The sequence below is a fragment of the Vibrio sp. CCB-PB317 genome (assembly GCF_022808245.1).
Classification (GTDB): domain Bacteria; phylum Pseudomonadota; class Gammaproteobacteria; order Enterobacterales; family Vibrionaceae; genus Vibrio; species Vibrio diabolicus.
Genome location: NZ_JALGNU010000001.1, coordinates 987,860 through 1,009,470 on the forward strand (window position 1 = coordinate 987,860; position 21,611 = coordinate 1,009,470).

General features: G+C 43.9%; 19 protein-coding genes. 7 read left to right on the forward strand and 12 right to left on the reverse strand.

Translation table 11 applies throughout. The features are described 5' to 3' along the window. Positions 1-2 precede the first annotated feature (2 nt). The 4 genes from flgL to MTR11_RS04675 all read left to right on the forward strand — a co-directional run bounded on the left by flgL (position 3) and on the right by MTR11_RS04675 (position 5,656). The gene (gene flgL, locus MTR11_RS04660; RefSeq protein ID WP_243327069.1) at positions 3-1,196 is read left to right on the forward strand and encodes a flagellar hook-associated protein FlgL; all 1,194 of its coding nucleotides are present in this window, start codon (positions 3-5) and stop codon (positions 1,194-1,196) included. Between the two features lie 423 nt (positions 1,197-1,619). Then, on the forward strand, positions 1,620-2,774 hold the full coding sequence (locus MTR11_RS04665) for a flagellin (RefSeq protein ID WP_006743025.1): 1,155 nt from the start codon (positions 1,620-1,622) through the stop codon (positions 2,772-2,774). Between the two features lie 506 nt (positions 2,775-3,280). After that, positions 3,281-4,414, forward strand: a complete 1,134-nt coding sequence (locus tag MTR11_RS04670; protein WP_005393103.1) for a flagellin — start codon at positions 3,281-3,283, stop codon at positions 4,412-4,414. A 117-nt stretch (positions 4,415-4,531) separates the two neighbouring features. After that, positions 4,532-5,656 carry a flagellin gene (locus tag MTR11_RS04675; RefSeq protein WP_053807086.1) on the forward strand — a complete coding sequence of 375 codons (1,125 nt, stop codon included), beginning with the start codon at positions 4,532-4,534 and terminating at the stop codon, positions 5,654-5,656. 80 nt (positions 5,657-5,736) lie between these two features. On the opposite strand, the gene crr is transcribed toward MTR11_RS04675, so the two are convergent. From crr to cysZ, 5 genes are all read right to left on the reverse strand, one after another. After that, positions 5,737-6,246 carry a PTS glucose transporter subunit IIA gene (gene crr / locus MTR11_RS04680; protein WP_005382041.1) on the reverse strand — a complete coding sequence of 170 codons (510 nt, stop codon included), beginning with the start codon at positions 6,244-6,246 and terminating at the stop codon, positions 5,737-5,739. A 121-nt stretch (positions 6,247-6,367) separates the two neighbouring features. Next, the gene (gene ptsI, locus MTR11_RS04685; RefSeq protein WP_005393100.1) at positions 6,368-8,092 is read right to left on the reverse strand and encodes a phosphoenolpyruvate-protein phosphotransferase PtsI; all 1,725 of its coding nucleotides are present in this window, start codon (positions 8,090-8,092) and stop codon (positions 6,368-6,370) included. 140 nt (positions 8,093-8,232) lie between these two features. After that, positions 8,233-8,490, reverse strand: coding sequence for an HPr family phosphocarrier protein (locus MTR11_RS04690; RefSeq protein ID WP_005382043.1), 258 nt, complete (start codon positions 8,488-8,490; stop codon positions 8,233-8,235). Between the two features lie 300 nt (positions 8,491-8,790). Further along, positions 8,791-9,759 carry a cysteine synthase A gene (cysK, locus tag MTR11_RS04695; protein WP_005382045.1) on the reverse strand — a complete coding sequence of 323 codons (969 nt, stop codon included), beginning with the start codon at positions 9,757-9,759 and terminating at the stop codon, positions 8,791-8,793. Between the two features lie 164 nt (positions 9,760-9,923). Then, complete coding sequence (cysZ, locus tag MTR11_RS04700) at positions 9,924-10,667, reverse strand: sulfate transporter CysZ (protein ID WP_031780324.1); 744 nt, start codon at positions 10,665-10,667, stop codon at positions 9,924-9,926. Positions 10,668-10,918: 251 nt separating this feature from the next. Here cysZ and zipA point away from each other — a divergent pair, with 251 nt between their 5' ends. The 3 genes from zipA (at position 10,919) to MTR11_RS04715 (ending at position 15,898) form a co-directional block, all read left to right on the forward strand. After that, positions 10,919-11,875, forward strand: a complete 957-nt coding sequence (gene zipA / locus MTR11_RS04705; protein ID WP_074191002.1) for a cell division protein ZipA — start codon at positions 10,919-10,921, stop codon at positions 11,873-11,875. A gap of 90 nt (positions 11,876-11,965) precedes the next feature. Further along, positions 11,966-13,978, forward strand: coding sequence for an NAD-dependent DNA ligase LigA (gene ligA, locus MTR11_RS04710; protein WP_048626121.1), 2,013 nt, complete (start codon positions 11,966-11,968; stop codon positions 13,976-13,978). Between the two features lie 510 nt (positions 13,979-14,488). After that, on the forward strand, positions 14,489-15,898 hold the full coding sequence (locus MTR11_RS04715) for a hypothetical protein (protein WP_006742721.1): 1,410 nt from the start codon (positions 14,489-14,491) through the stop codon (positions 15,896-15,898). Positions 15,899-15,939: 41 nt separating this feature from the next. Here the strand turns inward: MTR11_RS04715 and MTR11_RS04720 are convergent, their stop codons facing one another. The 7 genes from MTR11_RS04720 to MTR11_RS04750 all read right to left on the reverse strand — a co-directional run bounded on the left by MTR11_RS04720 (position 15,940) and on the right by MTR11_RS04750 (position 21,396). Beyond that, positions 15,940-16,122 (reverse strand): hypothetical protein, encoded by a 183-nt coding sequence (locus tag MTR11_RS04720; RefSeq protein ID WP_109168626.1) that lies wholly within the window; start codon positions 16,120-16,122, stop codon positions 15,940-15,942. Between the two features lie 114 nt (positions 16,123-16,236). After that, positions 16,237-16,416, reverse strand: a complete 180-nt coding sequence (locus tag MTR11_RS04725) for a hypothetical protein (RefSeq protein WP_074191004.1) — start codon at positions 16,414-16,416, stop codon at positions 16,237-16,239. A 325-nt stretch (positions 16,417-16,741) separates the two neighbouring features. Then, positions 16,742-17,203: an NfeD family protein gene (locus MTR11_RS04730; RefSeq protein WP_243327070.1), complete on the reverse strand. Its 462-nt coding sequence runs from the start codon at positions 17,201-17,203 to the stop codon at positions 16,742-16,744. Positions 17,204-17,206: 3 nt separating this feature from the next. Further along, positions 17,207-18,124 (reverse strand): SPFH domain-containing protein, encoded by a 918-nt coding sequence (locus tag MTR11_RS04735; protein ID WP_005393087.1) that lies wholly within the window; start codon positions 18,122-18,124, stop codon positions 17,207-17,209. Between the two features lie 155 nt (positions 18,125-18,279). Continuing rightward, positions 18,280-19,134: a co-chaperone YbbN gene (locus MTR11_RS04740; RefSeq protein WP_048626123.1), complete on the reverse strand. Its 855-nt coding sequence runs from the start codon at positions 19,132-19,134 to the stop codon at positions 18,280-18,282. Between the two features lie 479 nt (positions 19,135-19,613). Continuing rightward, complete coding sequence (locus MTR11_RS04745) at positions 19,614-20,441, reverse strand: SDR family oxidoreductase (protein WP_047009542.1); 828 nt, start codon at positions 20,439-20,441, stop codon at positions 19,614-19,616. A 40-nt stretch (positions 20,442-20,481) separates the two neighbouring features. After that, entirely contained in the window at positions 20,482-21,396 is a 915-nt protein-coding gene (locus MTR11_RS04750; protein ID WP_005393083.1) for a TIGR01777 family oxidoreductase, read from the reverse strand. Positions 21,397-21,611 lie beyond the last annotated feature (215 nt).

Here is a 21,611-nt window from a genome sequence, read left to right on the forward strand (position 1 = left end):
AAGTGCTAACCCGAATTTCTAGTTTCCATAACTATCAGTCCGTACAAAATGACTTGCGTCGTCAAGAGAATAAGGTTCACCATAACCAAGAGCAACTTGCTTCAGGGAAAAAGTTACTGAAACCTAGCGACGATCCCCTTGCGTCGCATTACATTCAAAATATTAGTCAGCAACAAGAGCAGCTACAACAATACCTTAGCTCAATAGTGTTGGTGCGTAATCGTCTAGAAAACCACGAAGTTAATATCGCCAATGCAGAGAATTTTGCCGACGAGTCGAAGCGCTTAACGATGGAGATGATTAACGGTGCGTTTTCTGCGGAAGACCGACAAGCAAAGAAGCGTGAGCTAGAAGAGATTGCGAACAACTTCCTTAACTTAGTGAACTCGCAAGATGAATCTGGTAACTACGTGTTTGCTGGCACTAAGCCAAACAGCCAACCATTCTATCGCGATAAAGACGGTAGTGTTCAGTACGCTGGAGACGATTACCAGCGCAAAATGAAAGTCTCCAGCATGCTTGAGATGCCAATGAACGATCCTGGCAGCAAGCTGTTTATGGAGATACCAAACCCATTTGGCGACTACCAGCCGAATTACGATCTACAAAACGGTTCTGAGTTGCTATTAAACAGAGCCACTAACGTTGATACGAAGGATGATGCGGCGTATCGCGTGACATTTGTCGATATGAACAACGGCAAATTTGGTTACCAACTAGAGCGTAACGGTAAAGTCGTGGATGCCGATGAGTTTTCTCCAGAAAAAGGCATTGAGTACAAAGGCTTGAAAGTGCACGTAAAAGGTCAAATTACGCCTGGCGACAGCATCGAGATCGAAAAGCGGGCTGAGTTCAGCATTTTCGATACCTTCAAGGATGCAATGGCGTGGTCAGATAAATCGGTGTCGGATACGTCGGCGACCGCCAAATTGCACCAAATGACAGAAGAATTTCACGCTGCTTTTATCCATTTGAATAAAGCGCGTACTGATGCTGGCGCTCGATTGAGCACGCTCGATATCCAAGAGCAAAACCACGAAGACTTTAATTTGTCTCTGGCGAAAGCGAAGAGCAACTTTGAGGATTTGGATTACTCTAAAGCCGTTATCGAGTTCAGTGAAAACTCACGAGCGTTACAGGCATCGCAACAAGCATTCGGTAAGACCAAAGATCTAACTCTGTTTAACTATATTTAGTCTGACTTAAGACACACTGTCTGATTTTTGATGCCTTATGTGCAAAGCCTTAAGTGCGATAAATCGACGTAAATTGAGAGTCATGCTATGCGGCACGATTTTACCCAAAGCGGCAATGACGCAAGAGGCAAGTCGGGCGGCAACAAAGTAGCGGTCAATATCCATGAAGCAAGATGAGCCTCATTATCCTGAAATGGTTTGGTGCTAACGCTAACTTATTGTTTATGTGATTCTTTTAAAAGCGGTGAAATAAATTTTATAAGTTGGCACACAAATTGTATTGAAAATATCAGAACAGATTTAGAGATTCTAAACCCTGCGTTTAAGGCAGATTTAGCAAGTAATTTTTACGGTCAGTGCTTATCCAAATGAGAGTAAAGCTGGCCGCTTCGCAAAAGCTTGCGAACTCAAAAGGAGAGCAAAATGGCTGTAACAGTTAGTACTAACGTCTCCGCGATGACCGCGCAGCGTTACCTAAACAAAGCGACTGACGAATTAAACACGTCGATGGAGCGCTTATCTTCAGGACATAAGATTAACAGTGCAAAAGATGATGCGGCAGGTCTACAGATCTCTAACCGCTTAACTGCACAGTCTCGTGGTCTAGATGTCGCAATGCGTAACGCGAACGATGGTATCTCGATTGCACAAACCGCTGAAGGTGCGATGAATGAGGCAACATCTGTCATGCAACGTATGCGTGACCTTGCTATCCAATCATCGAACGGTACTAACTCTCCGGCTGAGCGTCAGGCGATCAACGAAGAGTCAATGGCATTGATTGACGAGCTAAACCGTATCGCAGAAACCACGTCATTCGGTGGCCGTCGTCTATTGAACGGCTCATTCGGTGAAGCGGCATTCCAGATTGGTGCGAGCTCAGGTGAAGCAATGATCATGGGGCTAACCAGCATTCGTGCGGACGATACTCGCATGGGCGGTGTGACCTTCTTATCGGAAAACGGTAAAGATAAAGATTGGGGCGTTGACCCAGCTAAATCGGACCTAAAAATCACTTTGCCAGGTATGGGTGAAGACGAAGACGGCAATGTCGATGATCTAGAAATCAACATTAATGCAAAAGCAGGTGACGACATCGAAGAGCTTGCTACGTACATTAATGGTCAGTCTGATATGATCAACGCGTCCGTAAGTGAAGATGGCAAGTTACAAGTTTTTGTTGCACATCCAAACGTTCAGGGTGAGATTTCAATTTCGGGTGGATTGGCGTCTGAGCTTGGTTTGAGCGATGAACCTCTTAGAACATCAGTACAAGATATTGATATGACAACCGTACAAGGTTCTCAAAACGCTATCTCTGTGCTGGATTCGGCACTGAAATACGTGGATTCACAACGTGCGGACTTGGGTGCGAAGCAAAACCGTCTGAGCCACAGCATCAACAACTTGGCAAACATCCAAGAAAACGTTGACGCGTCGAACAGCCGAATTAAAGACACGGACTTTGCGAAAGAAACCACGCAAATGACCAAAGCACAAATTTTGCAACAAGCAGGTACATCGATTCTTGCTCAAGCGAAACAGTTGCCAAACTCCGCAATGTCACTATTGCAGTAGTTTACTTAGCCTGTACTCAATACATTCAGACGTGGATGGGAATGCAGGCTTTTGGCAAGCAACTTTATAATAGAATGAGCGGCTCTCTCATCTCTCACCTGCCAATTATTTTCAATGTAAAGTTGCACTCGGTATGCCGGAAATGTGTTCATTTCTCTTGATCTCCACATAGGCTCTGGCGACCAACCTAGCCCCAGTTCTCTCAAAGGAAAAGGGGCTTTTTCTTTTCTAATTCTCACGTCTATCGTCTGCGAACTTACCTTTAATTGTTTCCTTTTGCTGGTTTTCTATACAATTTAGCCCTCTCGGCTCGATTTGTGGAAACTTGAGCACTTTTTCTTACTTTTCTTCAATTTTATTAGCTAAATCTCGCAATGTTATTTTTTTAAATTTTTTTCTAAAGCTTCTGAATTTGGTGTCGTTAATAGGGGTAACTTTGAGAGAACTACTTGGTTTTCCGATACGTCGGAAACCGCTATACCGGAAAATCAATTGGAGAAATCACCATGGCAGTGAATGTAAACACTAACGTATCAGCGATGACGGCTCAGCGTTACCTAAACAACGCAAACTCAGCTCAACAAACTTCTATGGAGCGTTTGTCTTCGGGGTTCAAAATCAACAGCGCAAAAGATGACGCTGCGGGTCTTCAAATTTCGAACCGTTTGAACGTACAAAGCCGTGGCCTGGATGTGGCGGTTCGCAACGCGAACGACGGTATCTCAATTGCACAAACCGCTGAAGGTGCAATGAACGAGACCACTAACATTCTTCAACGTATGCGTGACTTGTCTCTACAATCAGCAAACGGCTCAAACTCGAAATCAGAGCGTGTGGCGATTCAAGAAGAAGTGACCGCGCTAAATGACGAACTAAACCGTATCGCAGAAACCACGTCTTTCGGTGGTAACAAGCTACTAAACGGCACACACGGTGCGAAATCGTTCCAAATCGGTGCGGATAACGGTGAAGCAGTGATGCTTGAGCTAAAAGACATGCGTTCAGACAACAAAATGATGGGCGGTGTGAGCTACCAAGCTGAAAGTGGTAAAGGTAAAGACTGGAACGTTGCTGAAGGTAAAAACGACCTAAAAATCAACCTAACGGACAGCTACGGTCAAGAGCAAGAAATCAACATCAGCGCAAAAGCAGGTGACGATATCGAAGAGCTTGCGACTTACATTAACGGTCAAACTGACCTAGTGAAAGCCTCAGTAGACCAAGACGGTAAACTGCAAATCTTTGCTGGCAACAACAAAGTCGAAGGCGAAGTCGAGTTTTCAGGCGGCCTATCTGGCGAGCTGGGTTTAGGCGAAGGTAAAAAAGTAACGGTAGATACAATCGACGTAACCTCAGTTGGTGGCGCACAAGAATCTGTCGCTATCATCGATGCGGCACTGAAATACGTAGACAGCCACCGCGCAGAGCTGGGTGCATTCCAGAACCGTTTCAACCATGCAATCAGCAACTTGGATAACATCAACGAGAACGTGAATGCGTCGAAGAGCCGTATCAAAGATACTGACTTCGCGAAAGAAACGACTCAAATGACCAAGTCACAAATTCTATCGCAAGCGTCAAGCTCAATCCTTGCGCAAGCGAAACAAGCGCCAAACTCAGCGCTAAGTCTGCTAGGTTAATCACCTTAATAAGACAAGATACAAAAGCCAGGCTCATCCCTGGCTTTTTTGCTTATCGGCTATAACGATTTAGATGCGTCCCAACAGGATGTTCGACAAGGCACTCATATCGATTAGATGGTCTCTTTAAATACCAATGTTGCCGCGATGGTGGCGCAGAGACACCTGAGTCAAGCGGCAGCGCAAAACGTCGAGTCACAACGGAACCTCACTTCTGGTTTTCGAATTAACTCGGCGAGTGATGATGCGGCAGGTTTACAGATATCCAATACTCTCCATGTGCAAACGAGAGGGCTTGATGTCGCCTTAAGAAATGCGCACGATGCTTATTCGGTCGCGCAAACCGCGGAAGGCGCGTTACATGAGAGCAGTGATATTTTGCAACGGTTACGCTCTCTAGGGCTTCAAGCGGCAAATGGTAGTAACGATACCAGTGACCGACAAAGCATCCAATATGAGGTCGTAGCGCTGCAGGATGAGCTTGATCGTGTCGCGATCACGACAACATTTGCGGATAAAAACCTGTTTGATGGATCTTACGGTTCACAAAGTTTCCATATTGGAGCGAACGCTAATTCAATCTCTTTGACGTTACGTAATATGCGTAGCCATATCCCAGAGATGGGAGGGCAGCATTATGTTGGTGATGCGGTTGATAAAGATTGGCGAGTCACTAAAGATAACCAAACTCTAAAAGTCGAATACCAAGACAGTAAAGGGCAAACCCAAACGGAATCCATTGGGCTCAAATTGGGTGATCGCATAGAACAGGTCGCCACTTACATCAATGCTCAACAATCGGTAGTGAGTGCCTCAGTAACGGAAAACAATGAACTGCAATTCTTTGCCTCTACGATGAATACGCCAGAAGGAGTGGAGTTAGAAGGCAGTTTAGCGGATGAGCTTGATATAAGCACTGGTCAATTAGTCACAATGGATGACATCGATATGTCGACGGCTGGTAAGGCGCAGCTTTCAATTGGGGTGATTGATGCAGCAATTAAGTACGTTGATTCGCACCGAAGTGAAATTGGCAGCTTTCAGAATCGTGTAAATGGTTCGGTGGATAACTTAAATACCGTGAATCGGAGTGTTACGGAATCCAAGAGTCGAATAAGAGATACAGACTTCGCAAGAGAATCTACGGAAATGGTGCGTTCTCAAGTGCTCCAAGATGCGACAACTGCGTTATTGGCTCAGGCAAAACAAAGGCCGAGTTCGGCACTTGGTCTACTCAGTTGAATCTGGTAAGAAAGCATAAACTTCAGGTAATAAAAAACGCTGCCAATGGCAGCGTTTTTTCGTGTTCGGCTAAGTAAAAATTACTTAGTTACACGTAGAACTGGAGTTTCACCAACAGTCACAGAACCAGAAAGCTTGTTCAGCTCTTTGATTTCGTCCATGTTAGAGATAACAACTGGAGTTAGCGTTGACTTCGCTTTCTCTTCTAGAAGAGCTAGATCGAATTCAATTACAGTGTCGCCAGCTTTAACAGTTTGACCTTCTTCAGCGATACGCGTGAAGCCTTCGCCTTTTAGTTCAACTGTGTCGATACCGAAGTGAACGAAAAGCTCAACACCGTCGTCAGACTCGATAGAGAATGCGTGGTTAGTTTCGAAGATCTTACCGATAGTACCGTTTACAGGAGCTACCATTTTGTTGCCTGCTGGCTTGATAGCAATACCGTCACCAACGATTTTCTCAGCGAAAACAACATCTGGCACGTCTTCGATGTTTACAATCTCACCAGAAAGTGGCGCGATGATTTCGATAGCACCAGCGTCAGCGCTGTCATCAGATACAAGCTTCTTAAGTTTGTCAAACAGACCCATTGTGTCATGCTCCTAAGGTTTGGTTTTATTCTGTCGAATTATAGTATACCAATATAGCGCATTAGACGACTTTTTTCGCCGTCTAATGGCCATTAAGTATTGAATTACTTGGTACTACCGATTACTGAGCTTTCTCAGCAATAAACTTTTCTACCACTGCTTCGATTTCTGCAGCTGTTGGTAGAGAAAGGGCTTCTTCCGCCATTGCTTTCACTTCTGCGAAGTTAGAGTTACGAACTACTTTCTTCACTTTAGGGATTGAAATGCCGCTCATTGAGAACTCGTCCAGACCCATACCTAGAAGTAGAAGTGTTGCACGCTCGTCACCTGCAAGTTCACCACACATACCAGTCCATTTACCTTCTGCGTGAGAAGCGTCGATAACTTGCTTGATCACAGTAAGTACAGCTGGTGATAGTGGGTTGTATAGGTGAGAAATCATCTCGTTACCACGGTCAACCGCTAGCGTGTACTGAGTTAGGTCGTTTGTACCGATAGAGAAGAAAGACACTTCCTTCGCTAAGTGGTGTGCGATCGCAGCAGCAGCAGGAGTTTCAACCATAACACCGATTTCGATGTTTTCGTCGAACGCGTGGCCTTCAGCGCGTAGCTCTTCTTTGTACTCTTCGATCGCTTTCTTAAGCTCACGGATTTCTTCGACAGAGATGATCATTGGGAACATAATACGCAGTTTGCCGTGTGCAGAAGCACGTAGGATGCCACGTAGCTGATCACGAAGGATTTCACGACGATCCAGGCTGATACGTACAGCACGCCAGCCTAGGAATGGGTTCATCTCTTTTGGAAGATCCATGTATGGGAGATCTTTATCGCCGCCGATATCCATAGTACGGATGATCACAGCTTGACCGTTCATTGCTTCCGCAACTTCTTTGTACGCTTGGTACTGTTCTTCTTCAGTTGGAAGTGCAGTACGGTCCATAAATAGGAATTCAGTACGGTACAGACCAACACCTTCACCGCCGTTACGGAGGATACCGTCACAGTCTTTCACTGTACCGATGTTACCGCAAACTTCTACACGGTGACCGTCAGTCGTTTCTGCGTGCAGGTCTTTCAGTTTCGCTAGCTCTTCTTTTTCAGCTAGGAATGCCGCTTTAACCGCTTTCGCTTCTTCTAGTTCAGCTTCTGATGGGTTAACAACAATCTTGTTGTTCATCGCGTCAAGAATCAGCATATCGCCATTCTTAACTTTTTTCGTGATGTCGTTAGTACCAACGATAGCTGGAAGCTCAAGAGAGCGAGCCATGATTGAAGTGTGAGATGTACGACCGCCGATATCACAAGCAAAACCAAGTACGTAGTCTAGGTTAATTTGTGCCGTTTCAGATGGCGTTAGGTCGTAAGCAACTAGGATAACTTCTTCATTGATGTCGCTAAGCGAAACAATGTTGATACCCAGTGCGTTTTTCACAAAACGAGAACCGATATCGCGGATGTCAGTTGCACGTTCTTTTAGGTATTCGTCATCTAGTGACTCAAGAGCACATGCTTGCTCTTCGATAACTGAGTGGATAGCGTGATCCGCAGTCATCTTGTCGTTTTTGATAAGTGCTAGGATCTCTTCTTCTAGCTCTTCGTCTTCAAGAAGCATGATGTGACCTTCAAAGATCGCTTCTTTTTCTTCACCAAACGTTTCAAGCGCTTTTTGCTTGATAGTTTCTAGCTGAGCTGCAGATTTGTTACGAGCGTCGAAGAAACGCTGAACTTCAGCTTCTACTTGATCGTCAGAAATAGTGTTTGTGTTTAGGACAATTTCATCTTCTTGAAGTAGTAGTGCTTTACCGATTGCAATACCAGGAGATGCTAGGATGCCTGAAATCATAGCCTTACCTTAAGTTTGGTCAACTTTATAAAACGGGAGAATAATGGGTGCGCTAACGAATAGTTTTAGCTTAGTTTTGAGCCTATTTCCAACGAAGCCATTTTGCTTTCACAAAATGGCTTCTGGAGTAGGAGACCGGATTAGTGTAGTTGGTCCATTAGAGCAACTAGGTGGTCAACTGCTTGCTGAGCTTGTGGGCCTTCAGCAGAAATAGTTACTTGAGTACCTTTTACTAGGCCTAGTGTTTGTAGTTTGAATAGGCTCTTAGCGCTAGCGCTTTTACCGTTAGAAGTCACAGTGATGTCTGCGTCGAATGCTTTTGCTTCTTTAACAAACTGTGCAGCTGGACGAGTGTGAAGGCCGTTTTCTGCTGTGATTTCTACTTGCTTCTCGTACATGTGATATACCCCAATAAATGTATTTTTTTGTTAGTTTGTGACTAGATTTTAGCTTAACTGCTTTACATCTTGTGCGCTAGCACGGGAAGAGTTCAAAGCGCGTCAGTTCTGATACTAGTCAAAAGTTTGGTAACTACGCAACTGTTTGCGTGCGTAATCACTTTGAAACCTTTTTGTGTTCTGCTTCTTTATTTTGAAGCTAGAAATAAAACACCCTGATATTACCAAAGGTAGGGCAGGGATCAACAAAAAAGCCCCTAAACGGGGCTTTTTTAAACTAAAAATTGATTTGAACACATATTATTGTTGGTTCTCTTTTTCGGTAAAGATACCTGCAAAGAGTGCTGTACTTAGGTAACGCTCACCTGAACTTGGTAGAACGGTTACAATTGTTTTTCCTTCAAATTCAGGGAGTTCTGCAAGTCGGTTAGCTGCAACAACAGCCGCGCCGGATGAAATGCCAGCTAGGATACCCTCTTCTTCCATTAGGCGACGAGCCATCTCAATCGCTTCTTCTGAGGTGACTTGTTCAACGCGGTCAATAATGTCTAAATCGAGGTTACCTGGGATAAAACCAGCGCCGATACCTTGGATTTTGTGCGGAGCAGGTTGGATTTCTTCGCCAGCAAGTGCTTGGGCAATAACTGGAGACTCTGCTGGCTCAACTGCGACAGAAGTGATGGCTTTGCCTTTTTCACCTTTGATGTAACGGCTTGTACCTGTGATAGTACCGCCCGTACCGACACCAGCAACGAATACGTCGATTTCACCGTCTGTCGCTTCCCAAATCTCAGGGCCCGTAGTCTTTTCGTGGATCTCTGGGTTCGCAGGGTTGTCAAATTGTTGAAGAAGTAGGTACTTCTCAGGGTTGCTTGCTACGATTTCTTCTGCTTTAGCAATCGCCCCTTTCATGCCTTTCGCCGCTTCAGTCAGCTCAAGGTTAGCGCCTAGTGCTTTAAGTAGCTTACGGCGTTCTAGGCTCATTGATTCAGGCATGGTCAATGTTAGCTTGTAACCGCGAGCAGCCGCTACGAATGCTAGAGCAACACCTGTGTTACCACTGGTAGGTTCTACAAGCTCTACACCTGGCTTAAGAAGCCCCGCTTTCTCTGCTTCCCAAATCATGTTTGCACCGATACGGCACTTAACACTGAAGCTAGGGTTACGCGCTTCAATTTTCGCGAGAACTTTGCCTTTGCTCACTTTGTTTAGACGAACGAGAGGTGTATTACCGATAGTAAGAGAGTTATCTTCGTAGATTTTGCTCATAGTGATGTTCCTTCATTACACGTTGTGTGAATATGGATAGAAGAATATGCGGTATGAAAAAAAGGGAAAAGGATTAAAAAGTTATATCTTATTAGGTTGGCCCAGAACTCGATAAAAGAAAAGGGAAAAGCTGGCGCAGATCCCTTTCCTTAATCTCTAATCGACTATCGTTGGTGCTTAAACTCCGCCACCCACATAGCGGTTGCGCCACATATTGCTACAGGCATGACAATGAGGTTCAAAATTGGGATCGTCGTAAACACAGACACCAATACCCCAAAGCCATAGGCCTTACCTTGCTTTTGTTTCAATTTGTAACGCATGTCGTTAAATGGGATTTTATGGTTATCAAACGGGTAGTCACAATATTGAATCGCGAGCATCCAAGCGGTAAAAATAAACCATAAAAATGGGCCTACTGTTTGCCCAAGGGCAGGGATGAGCAATAACAGGAATAGGCCTATTGCTTTAGGTAAGATGTAAAGCAGCTTTCTCCATTCACGAGCTAAAACGCGAGGAACATCTTTCAGAACGGCAGTGAAACCATCATCATTCACTTTTTGTCCCGTTAAGTATTCTTCAACTTTTTCAGCTAAGAGGCCATTGAATGGCGCGGCGATAAAGTTCGCGAGCGTGCTGAAAAAATAGGAGAAGGTAGCGAGTATCGTCAGAGCGAGTAAAGGCCAAAGAATGTAAGTTAACCAGGATAAAAACTCAGGCAGCTGCCCAATCCAGTCTTCGATCCATATATTAAGGTTTGAAAATAGATAGAAGATGGCACCACCCACAAGCAAGATATTTGCAAGTAGAGGTAAGATGACAAAGCGTCTGATTTTAGGGGCAAGTGCCAATTGTATCCCGTATAGAAAATAACCGAATCCGGTTCTCTGCTGATTGTTTTGCTTCATGTCTATTTTGGCTTCGTGTAAATGAAAACTCATTGTACCTGTGAGGGCTTTTCTTTCAATGCCCTGACAAATGACGTCTTGTTAAGTGGAATCGTGGCAAGAATCACAACAAAAAACGGAACTTCTTGCATTAAGTTGTTCTAAATCTACATATAGTTTTGGTAAAGTAAACGTATCATTCAGATTTATTGCACTTGGGTAGCTGCTCAAGGAACTGCGAGTAGTAAAAACAAGTATATTGAGAGTAAATAATGCAGGAATTGCGATTCGTACTCATTGTTGTTGGCGCATTAGCCATCGCGGCATTGCTGTTTCATGGTTTGTGGAGCAGTAAAAAAGAAGGCAAAGCAAAGTTTGGTAACAAGCCGCTTGGTAAGCTGGATGTTGACCAAGGGGACAAAAATGATCTTGTCGAGAAAGAACGAGACTTCGCTCCCGCTCCTGAAGATGACTTTGAGATCATTCGTAAAGATCGCAAAGAGCCAGATTTTGGGATGGCGAGTTCTTTCGACAACAAGTTTGAATCTGACCCGTTATTCGGTGGTCCTTCTGAAGTAAAACAGACGCAGCAGGAGCCGGATGACATCCCTTCATTTGTTGCAGAAAAAGATAAAGAAGAGGACGTTGAGCCTGTTGTTCAAGCACCAGTAGCTGAAGAGCCATTCCAGCTTGCTGTGGAAGAAGAAGCTATTCCCGCCGCGTTTGATATTACTGAGAAAGAACAGCAAGTCGAAACGGTTAGTGAGCCTGTCGTTGCAGAGCCTAAGGAAGAGCCAAAGCCAGAACCTGAAATGCAAGTGATTGTATTGAATGTGCACTGTGCGGGTGAAGAGCCATTTGTTGGTACTGCTTTATTTGAAAGTATGCAACAAAACGGCTTAATTTATGGCGAGATGGATATTTTCCACCGTCATGTCGACTTGTCCGGTAACGGCAAAGTGTTGTTTAGCGTCGCTAATATGATGCACCCTGGTACGTTTGAGCATGCTGATCCTGCTGAGTTTACAACGAAGGGTATTTCATTCTTCATGACATTGCCTTGTTATGGCGAGGCTGAACAGAACTTCAACTTAATGCTCCGAACTGCGCAGCAAATTGCTGATGATTTAGGTGGCAACGTTCTTGATGACCAGCGTAACTTAATGACGCCAGACCGTTTAGCGTCTTATCGACGTCAAATAGTTGAGTTTAATGCCGCTAACGCATAATCTTAACAGCAAATAATAATAGGGCTCCGGATGGAGCCCTTTTTCTTGGATTTCCCAACCTCACCGATTGAAAATACACGGGGCTTTACTATGTCTGAATCAGTACTTCAGCGATTAGAAGAACTAAAAGAGTCGTTGCATTACCACGCTGTGCGTTACTACGTGGAAGATAACCCAGAGATCCCTGATGCCGAGTACGACCGCTTAATGCGAGAGCTCCTGGATATTGAAGCTGAGAACCCTGATTTAATTACCGTAGATTCACCAAGTCAACGTGTCGGTGGACAACCTCTCTCTGCGTTTAGCCAAGTGACACATGAAGTACCGATGCTTTCGCTTGATAATGCGTTTGATGACAGCGAACTTGATAGTTTCCATAAGCGAGCACAAGAGCGGGTGGGCAGTCAGAGTGTAAAAGAATACTGTTGTGAGCCGAAATTGGATGGACTTGCAGTTAGTTTACTGTATGAGAACGGAGTGTTAGTGCAGGCGGCAACACGAGGTGATGGCACTACCGGCGAGAACATCACAGAGAATGTTCGCACGATTAAAGCCATTCCTTTAAAACTCAGAGGTAATGACTGGCCAAATCGTCTTGAAGTTCGTGGTGAAGTCTTTATGCCGAAAGCTGGGTTTGAAAAGCTCAATGAATTAGCAAGGAAGAAAGGCGAAAAAATCTTTGTCAACCCACGTAACGCTGCGGCTGGTAGCTTACGACAATTGGATTCACGCATTACGGCTTCTCGTCCGCTTAGCTTCTATGCATACAGTGTGGGCGTGGTGCAAGGCGCTGAATTGGCGGCAAGTCACTACGAACGCTTCTTGCAAATTAAATCTTGGGGATTACCAATGTGCCCGGAGACCAAGCGAGTTGAAAGCTTGGCTGATGTAAAAGCTTACTACCAAGATATCTTGCAGCGTCGTGATGCCCTTCCTTATGAGATCGATGGTGTCGTCATTAAAATTGACGATATTGCCGTGCAAGAGCGTCTTGGATTTGTTGCTCGCGCTCCACGTTGGGCGATTGCCTACAAATTCCCGGCTCAGGAAGAAATGACGACGTTGAATGAGGTGGAATTCCAAGTCGGTCGTACTGGTGCGATTACACCTGTTGCTAAACTAGAGCCTGTATTTGTTGGCGGGGTAACGGTAAGTAATGCGACGCTTCATAACGCAGATGAGATAGAACGTCTGCAAGTTAAGATCGGTGATCACGTTGTGATTCGTCGAGCGGGTGATGTTATTCCTCAAGTCGTTTCTGTCATCAAAGAGCGTCGACCAGAAACAGCGCGAGATATTATTTTTCCAACTCAGTGTCCTGTTTGTGGTTCGCATGTTGAACGAATCGAAGGAGAGGCGGTAACACGTTGTACGGGTGGCTTAGTTTGCCAAGCCCAACGTAAACAAGCGCTAAAACACTTTGTGTCTCGTAAAGCGTTAGACGTTGACGGTCTAGGCGATAAAGTGATCGAGCAACTTGTTGACCGTGAGATGGTGAAAACTCCTGCTGACTTATTTAAGTTATCTGCGGGGATTTTAACGGTATTAGATCGCATGGGGCCAAAGTCTGCGCAGAACATTGTGAATGCGTTAGAAAAATCAAAAGAGACAACGTTACCTCGCTTTTTGTATTCGCTTGGGATTCGTGAAGTTGGCGAGGCAACCGCCGCAAACCTAGCAATGCACTTTAAAACGTTGGAAGCCATCCAAAATGCTAACGAACAGCAGTTAATTGAAGTGCAAGACATCGGTGCTGTGGTTGCTCAACATATTACGACTTTCTTCAGTGAAGAGCAGAACCAAGCAGTGGTTAAAGATTTGCTTGAACAAGGGATCCACTGGCCAGAGATTAATACGACTGAGCAGGTAGGAGAGCTACCGTTAGAAGGTAAGACAGTTGTATTGACAGGAACACTTTCTCAATTAGGTCGCACAGAGGCTAAAGAAGCCCTTCAATCACTAGGTGCAAAAGTGACAGGTAGTGTTTCTAAGAAAACAGATATTTTGTTTGCTGGTGAAAATGCAGGCTCGAAGTTGGCAAAGGCACAAGAACTGGGTATCGAGATCAAAACAGAACAAGACTTACTCGAGTTGATGAATTAAGTCTTATCAAAAAAGCTAAAAAATAACTAAAAGCCCCACATGGTAAGCATGTGGGGCTTTTTCTTGCTCATAATTAAGTGCTTTTTGATTGAGTTATTTGTGCTTTTTATCTTTTCAGTGATCAAGATCTCCCATTGAATTATTAAGGTTTTTTACTTCTTTAGTCTGCGAGTGACTTCAAGTTGGAATTCTAGGGTGTGGTTTAAGTTATTGATATTCAATGTTTAACTGTCTTTTTGTGTTGGTGTTGTTAAAAGTAAGATCTGGATCAACAACTTATATGGAACTTTGGACTGGCTCATATTTTTTTAGAAAAAAAATAAGTTCCGTTTGGATGTTTTTAGCTGCGAAGTTAGTCTTAATCACGTGGATACACGGTGTGTATGCAGGAACTAAAAAAAGCCAAATTAGAAATAATGAGGTTTGATCAGGAATTTACTTCTCTCCTTCGGCGGCCAACTAAAGGTGAGATAGAAAAATACAGCTATATCCATTTTTAGGAGTTTTTCCATGGACAAATTTTTTAAGGTTTCAGCGTTAACCGCAGCAATGTTTGGTGTTGTTGCTGTTGCTCCAGCTACAGCGTCTACTGAAAGTGCAGCAGGTGGCGAGTACGTAGAGAAAGTGAACGAATTTATGCAAGACTCTAGTCTTAATGCATTATTTCTAGTTGATACTCGTTCTCGTACTCGTACAACAGGTAAGCCTGGCGGTGAAAACGGTGACCGTTGGAGTCGTCTAAACTACTCTTCTTACAACGCAATTTTAGACTTTACTTCTGGCTACCACGATGGTTGGGTTGGTGCAGATGTTGCGGCTTACTATTCTGGCGACCTTTACAACGATAGCCTTTACAATTCAAACGAAGGCTACCTATGTAATGAAATTTCAACTTGTAACAACCTAGACTGGGGTGCAGGTGATGGTCAACAGCTTAAAGTTTACAAAGCAGCACTGAAGTTCAAAGCAAACGAAAGCTTCAACGCGCGCTTTGGTATGCTACAAGCGGGTGGTAACGGTACTATTGGTAACGTTTGGAGTTTCGTACCTGGTACTTACCGTGGTTTCGAACTGAACGCTAAACTAGGTGATTTCAACCTAAGCTACTTTGGTGCAGACCAATTTACAGCACCTTGGCTACTTCACGAAGATGACTACGCGCCAGCGCTTTGGTCTGATACTTCATGGAGCTACCTACACTCTCTAGGCCTAAACGGTAACCTAACTGACAGCTTGTTTATGCAACTTGGTTTGGGTCAAGCTACTGGCGTTCAATATGCAAATGGTATCGACTGGGGTGCAGGTCAAGTAACTAGCTACCACAACGAAACTGACAACACTTCTTACAAGGCTTACTTGAAGTACACTGTGAGTGACCGTACAACTCTAGCATTTGATTTCTACGGTGTTGACGATGATGTGAAATACGATGGTCTAGGTTTCCACACTGGTCTATCTTTGAATCAATCTTTCGGCAAGCTAGCTTGGATGTCTGAGCTACGCTACACAGACACAGACAACCGTGCTGACTTCGTTCCACGTACAATTCATACTTACGGTATGAACAACGGTACTTGGTCTCAGTGGTGGGATGCACTGTCTGACTGGAACAAAGCGGGTGAGCTAGCGTGGTACAACCGTCTATCTTACAACCAAGGTAACGGCTGGAACTACTACCTAGGCTTTGGTTACGGTACTGGTGCTGATTCTGCAGCAAGCGGTGCATCAGGTGACTGGGATTACGAAAGTGAATACGCAGTTAACGCGACAGTATCTTACTCTCTACAGAGTGGTGCACTGAAAGGTTCTACGATCCGTCTACACGGTACAATCCTAGAGCGCGATGAGTACGCTGGTGCTGGTGATGCGGATGAAACAGACCTACGTCTACAAGTTCTTATCCCTTACAGCTTCCACTAATACTTAGTGAGATAATGAAAAGGAGCCGCTAGGCTCCTTTTTTATTTTACTTCTCGACCATCATATATTTTGCAATATAACGGCGGTAACATATGCACGTTACCGTTTGGTAACTCACACTTTATCTCTGGGGCTAGCGTACGACCACCTGAAGCACCATTAGCATGAGTAGTTAATGGAGCTAGGGCAAAACATGCTAACAATAGACCAGCTAAAAATTTCATAATCATCACCTTAATGTAGACATTGAATATCTACTTGCTTGGATAAATAATGACTTTACTGAAAAGTAAGGTATCAATAGTTTCTTAATATTGAACTAACTACTGACTTCTATATTAGTTCCATTCCCCGCCTCTAAATCGACACATTTCACTTGGAATATTAGTGACATCACCACTGGGCAATTTACATTCGACTATCGGTCCTAAATTAGTTGTACCACCATTTCCGTTGGTGTAGGCAAAGGAAGAAAAAGAAAAGATACCGCATAACATTAAAAAGAGAAGTTTCTTCATAGTACATCCTCTTACTTACCAAATAAAAAGCATTCAACTTAAATGCTTATGCGTTAAGTATGTATGGGGGGGCAAAAAGATCAAAAAATAATTCAATAAAGTTTTATTTTTTAAAATAAATTTAGAAAGATAATTTTTATCGATATATTTCTATCTTATTGATTATCGTATGATGAAGAATTAAATAATTGGAAGAAGAGGGTAGGATATTAATAATATTTCTGCTACTTATTTTTTGTTCGATTTTAATTAAATCAATGAAATAAAAGCGGTTGTTTAGATTAAAGTAATGGAGCATAGTTATGCCCCATTACTTTGGCATAAATTACTTAGAATCAGGCTCAATGATTAAAATAATACCATCGATATCTTTTATTTTAACGCGCGTTCCTGCTGGAAGTGCTTGATCCGACTGTGCCGACCACGTGGTATCGGCAACCTTGATACGATTGAGCCCAACAGAAAAGTCCTCTTCAATGGTAAGTGTGCGTCCGATTAACTGCTTATACTTTTGGTTCAGATCTCTTTCTTGGTCTTCTTTCTTGTCTTTAGACCATTGTCGTCGCCACCATAACCAAGTGGTGATTAAGCTGAAACTTGCAAAGCAAAGCCATTGTAATTGCCAGTTCATTGGCAAAACGGTCATTAGTGCCCCAACGATAAGTGCAGAAACTCCGAGCCAGAGAAAATATCCCGCCGTCCCAAGTAGCTCTACCGCTAGAAGTGCAAAACTGAAGGCTAGCCAATGCCAGAAAGAGACGCCTTCCAGCAAACTGAAAAAGTCCATAAGTTATTCTTTATCTTGTTGTTTAAACATCTCTGCTATCCCTGCAACCGAGCCCATTAGTCCGGTCGCTTCTAATGGAAGCATAATGATTTTGCCGTTTTCGGCTTGACCAATGCTTTTGATCGCTTCGGTATAGCCCTGAGCAATGAAGTAATTGACGGCTTGCATATCGCCTTTGGCAATCGCTTCAGAAACCATATAAGTCGCTTTTGCTTCTGCTTGCGCGGCGCGTTCACGAGCTTCAGCATGGAGAATAGCAGACTGCTTTTCGCCCTCAGCTTTTAATATCTCCGATTGCTTATGACCTTCAGCCTTTAAAATTTCAGCTTGGCGTACCCCTTCTGCTTCGAGAATCTCCGCTCGTTTATTTCGCTCGGCTTTCATTTGAGCATTCATCGCCGCCGTTAGATCGGATGGTGGCTGGACATCTTTTATTTCAATTCGTGTGACTTTTACACCCCATGGGTTGGTGGCTTGGTCAACAATTGCCAGCAGCTTTGAGTTGATCATGTCACGCTGACTCAGCATTTCGTCCAACTCCATTGAGCCTAAAACGGTACGGATATTGGTGAGAGTTAAATTTCTAATGGCATGTTCCAAATCGTTGACTTCATAAGCCGCTTTGGCAGCATCGATGACTTGAACAAATCCGACGGCATCAATAACTACGTTAGCGTTGTCTTTTGAAATAACTTCTTGCGCTGGAATATCAAGAACGCGCTCCATCATGTTGACTTTTTGCCCTATCTTATCAACAAATGGGATGATCAAGTTTAAGCCGGGTTTTAGCGTATGGGTGTAGCGTCCGAAGCGTTCGACTGTCCAGTTATTTCCTTGTGGCACCGTCTTAATGGCTGAAGATAAGATAACTACAGCAAGAACGACGAAAATACCGATGGTAATCAGTGAATCAATTGGCATGAGTTATTCCCTTAAGTGCATAATGTCCGATTCATTTTTACCTATTTATAGACAATAGACAATTGAAGTTCTGAGAACCTTAAGAGGTTATTGGTTTTTTATATAACAAAGGCCGGAATATCCGGCCTTTAGTTGAAGTTTCGCTTTTCAGCGAGTTAGTACAGAATCGAATACAGCTGACGGCGATATTTGCTTGCTAATGCGTTGCCTTGACCTAGCGCACTGAGAATATCCATAAAAGTCTTCTTCACTTCACCGTCTTGGGCGCCCAAGTCTTTTTTAAGAATATTCCACAGCAGTTCCAGCGCTTCTTCATCACGACCCACTTGGTTGTACTGTACCGCCAATTCACAAGCAAGTTCGAAGTTTGCCATGTCTGCTGCGTATGCTTGTTCTAGTCGTTGTAACTCAGGGCTATCTGCAGCCTGCAAATGCAGCTCGAGCTTGGCTATTAGACTCTTGTAGTAGTTATCTTGATACTCAAGAGGGATAGCGTTCAGTAGCTCTTGGGCGACATCAAATTGTTTGGTTTCTAATAAACAATCAGCCATCGCGAGTTTCACATCGCCACGCTCTTGCAGTTCTGGCGGTAAAGTGTGGATGATGCTTAAAGCCTGAGCATGCTCACCTTGCTGAAGAAGTTCACTGACTTGCTTTAATAGCTGTTCATCTGGGCTTGGCAAATGCTTTTGTAGCATGGTTGCAATGGCATCAATTGGCTGAGGGCCACCCAATCCATCGACGGCTTGACCATTTATAAACAGCGCGATAGTTGGCAATACTTGCACACCAAATTGAGACGCTAGAGCCGGCTGATCTTCACAATTTAATAAAGCAAGCGTAAATGCACCGTTGTACTGTTGAGCAAGAGATTGCAACTCAGGGAGTATCTGTGCGCTTTCTGGTTGAGCATTGGCCCAAAAGTGGATCAGAACGGGCGTGTTCATTGATCCTTCAAGAGTTTCGCGAAAGTTCTGTTCTGTTATCTCAACGATAAATGGGGATTGCATCAGAGTATCCTTGCTTTGTGTCTTGTCGTTGATAATAGATATGGAGTTGATTTAAGGGAAATTCAAGCGATGGTTGCTAATCGTCATCAATAATGAATCATTCTATTTTGTGAAAGGATGCGGTAAGAGAATGGTGTTACTGCTGAATAGGTGTAAGGCAAAAAGAAAACGCTGCCGAAGCAGCGCAGTTCTAATGCTATTTGTTAGTGCGGTATCAAAATAGGATGAACATGGTCAACACTACACCCACACTAAGCCAGTTAAGCTGATTTAATGTCATTGTTGCCTCGCAGTAGTAAAAACATTGCTACAAAACGTAATGGGTGGCGATACCAAATCTAAGCAACTCATTCACTTTAGGTTGAATAGTGCTCACTGAATTGCGTAGAAATTGATTCGTTTGCTTGAGGTTTTTTTAACCTACATGCTCATAATGACATCACATTGTTACGATGAAATTACATTGTGACAAAACTTTTTTATGCAGCTTGTCGCAAAATTTTATCAAGCACACGGGTTGGTAATAACCTTTTCAAGATTGCGAATAATTTAGTCGGCGTAGTAATTCGATAGCGAATTTTAGGTGAAGCGCTAGTTAATGCATGAAGAACAGGTGCGACGCAGGACTCTGCAGGTAAAACAAATCGATTATTAGATTTGTCTTTGTTGAGTCGCTCTCTTTGTCCTTCATAGGCGAGGCGGTGAGGGCTGGATTCAATATCAATCCACTTCTCGAAGGCTTTTAATGCATTGTTTCTAAATTGAGTTTCGATAGGCCCAGGTTCTATCAATGCCACTTTGATATTCGTATCCGCAAGCTCTAGCCGTAGTGTGTCAGTCCAGCCTTCTAGGGCAAACTTTGACGCATTGTAGGCGCCGCGGTATTTCATTGCAGCAAAGCCAAGAACAGAACTGTTTTGTATTATGCGTCCTTCGCCTTGTATGCGCATGTGAGGAAGCACTTCTCTGACTAACTGGTGCCAACCAAAAAAGTTGGTCTGAAATTGAGCTTGAAGAGCCTCGGTGGGCAAGTCTTCCAATGCACCGGGCTGGCCATAGGCACCATTATTGAACACGGCATAAAGCTTACCTTCTGCTAGCTCTAATGCTTGCTTTACGCCCGAAGAAATACTTTCAGGGCTGTTTAGGTCTAGCTTGATGCAGGTTAGCCCTTCATTAATTAGACGTTGGACATCTTGCTCTTTCCTACAAGATGCTATGACATGAAATCCCTCGTTTTGCAGGGCGTGAGCGCACACGTAACCGATACCGGTTGAGCAACCCGTAATAAGAATCGACTTTTTCATAAATTAAGCCTCAAGCAACATTGAATGAGGTGATCATTCATCAGCTCCGGTCATGAAGCAAGTGCTTGAGTGCTGGCTCTATTCTGGAGTAGCTAAATTTGAAGCCAAGTTCGGTGAGCTTTTTGGGTTTGGCTCTCATGCTATCGAACAATAAACAGGAAGATTCACCCATTAGGAGTTCCATCGCCCATTTAGGCGTGAACAAGATATGTGGTCGTTTCAGCGTTTTTGCCAACGTGCCGCTAAAGATACGGTTAGTCACAGGGTGAGGTGCACACATATTGAACGCACCATGGGCATGTGGTGTTTCAAGCAAGTACATGATGGCGCGGACCATATCCAGAATGTGAATCCAAGGCATGTACTGATTACCGTTCCCGAGCGGGCCGCCTACGCCAAGTTTGTAAGGTAAGAGCATTTTCGCCAAAGCCCCGCCATTAAGGCCGAGTACTACGCCAGTTCGCAATAGACAAACACGTGTTTGTTCAGACTCTGCGCGTTTGGCTATTTGCTCCCACTTTGCACAAACCTCGTGAGGAAAGTCTTCACTGTTAACATGCAGGCACTCATCAAACGGGTGGTCTTGTTGATCGCCATAGTAACCAACGGCCGAGCCACTAATAAAAACTGCGGGAGGCTCTGTGCTGGCGTGGATCAGCTCAACGATTTGTTCGGTAATTTTCCAGCGACTTTTGCAGATTTTTTCTTTCTGCTCGCTGGTCCATCTTTTATCTGCGATAGGCTCACCCGCAAGATTAATTATGGCATCAATGTGATTGAGGTCGGCGAATGACTCAAGCGAGTCAAGGTATTCGATATTACCCAAATCAGCGTGTTGGAGGCGTTGTTTTGCTTGCTCTGGAGAGCGTGTAAGTAGCATAACTTGGTGAGTGGATAGCAGCTTGAGCAACTCCGAACCAATAAACCCAGTGCCACCTGTGAGTAATATCTTCATGTTATCTCTTTGAATGTACACGTATTAGAACATTATAGTCGTTTTGTGCTGAGCTTGATCATCTCAACACTATTATTTCTAGGATAGTGGCAAGCCTGTAGCGAGGCTACTGACTTCACATATTGAAAAAATGTAACTAAATGTTATGCATGGCGCTAATTCGTTCACGGTAGGAGAACTAAATCTATGCCAGACTAAAAACATCGCTACCGGAA

What these genes read in the sequence shown, in the direction of transcription:
- MTR11_RS04665 (WP_006743025.1), top strand. Translation starts at nt 1,620, where the DNA reads ATGGCTGTAACAGTTAGTACTAACGTCTCCGCGATGACCGCGCAGCGT.
- MTR11_RS04670 (WP_005393103.1), top strand. Translation starts at nt 3,281, where the DNA reads ATGGCAGTGAATGTAAACACTAACGTATCAGCGATGACGGCTCAGCGT.
- MTR11_RS04675 (WP_053807086.1), top strand. Translation starts at nt 4,532, where the DNA reads ATGGTCTCTTTAAATACCAATGTTGCCGCGATGGTGGCGCAGAGACAC.
- crr (WP_005382041.1), bottom strand. Translation starts at nt 6,246, where the DNA reads ATGGGTCTGTTTGACAAACTTAAGAAGCTTGTATCTGATGACAGCGCT.
- ptsI (WP_005393100.1), bottom strand. Translation starts at nt 8,092, where the DNA reads ATGATTTCAGGCATCCTAGCATCTCCTGGTATTGCAATCGGTAAAGCA.
- MTR11_RS04690 (WP_005382043.1), bottom strand. Translation starts at nt 8,490, where the DNA reads ATGTACGAGAAGCAAGTAGAAATCACAGCAGAAAACGGCCTTCACACT.
- cysK (WP_005382045.1), bottom strand. Translation starts at nt 9,759, where the DNA reads ATGAGCAAAATCTACGAAGATAACTCTCTTACTATCGGTAATACACCT.
- cysZ (WP_031780324.1), bottom strand. Translation starts at nt 10,667, where the DNA reads ATGAAGCAAAACAATCAGCAGAGAACCGGATTCGGTTATTTTCTATAC.
- zipA (WP_074191002.1), top strand. Translation starts at nt 10,919, where the DNA reads ATGCAGGAATTGCGATTCGTACTCATTGTTGTTGGCGCATTAGCCATC.
- ligA (WP_048626121.1), top strand. Translation starts at nt 11,966, where the DNA reads ATGTCTGAATCAGTACTTCAGCGATTAGAAGAACTAAAAGAGTCGTTG.
- MTR11_RS04715 (WP_006742721.1), top strand. Translation starts at nt 14,489, where the DNA reads ATGGACAAATTTTTTAAGGTTTCAGCGTTAACCGCAGCAATGTTTGGT.
- MTR11_RS04720 (WP_109168626.1), bottom strand. Translation starts at nt 16,122, where the DNA reads ATGAAATTTTTAGCTGGTCTATTGTTAGCATGTTTTGCCCTAGCTCCA.
- MTR11_RS04725 (WP_074191004.1), bottom strand. Translation starts at nt 16,416, where the DNA reads ATGAAGAAACTTCTCTTTTTAATGTTATGCGGTATCTTTTCTTTTTCT.
- MTR11_RS04730 (WP_243327070.1), bottom strand. Translation starts at nt 17,203, where the DNA reads ATGGACTTTTTCAGTTTGCTGGAAGGCGTCTCTTTCTGGCATTGGCTA.
- MTR11_RS04735 (WP_005393087.1), bottom strand. Translation starts at nt 18,124, where the DNA reads ATGCCAATTGATTCACTGATTACCATCGGTATTTTCGTCGTTCTTGCT.
- MTR11_RS04740 (WP_048626123.1), bottom strand. Translation starts at nt 19,134, where the DNA reads ATGCAATCCCCATTTATCGTTGAGATAACAGAACAGAACTTTCGCGAA.
- MTR11_RS04745 (WP_047009542.1), bottom strand. Translation starts at nt 20,441, where the DNA reads ATGAAAAAGTCGATTCTTATTACGGGTTGCTCAACCGGTATCGGTTAC.
- MTR11_RS04750 (WP_005393083.1), bottom strand. Translation starts at nt 21,396, where the DNA reads ATGAAGATATTACTCACAGGTGGCACTGGGTTTATTGGTTCGGAGTTG.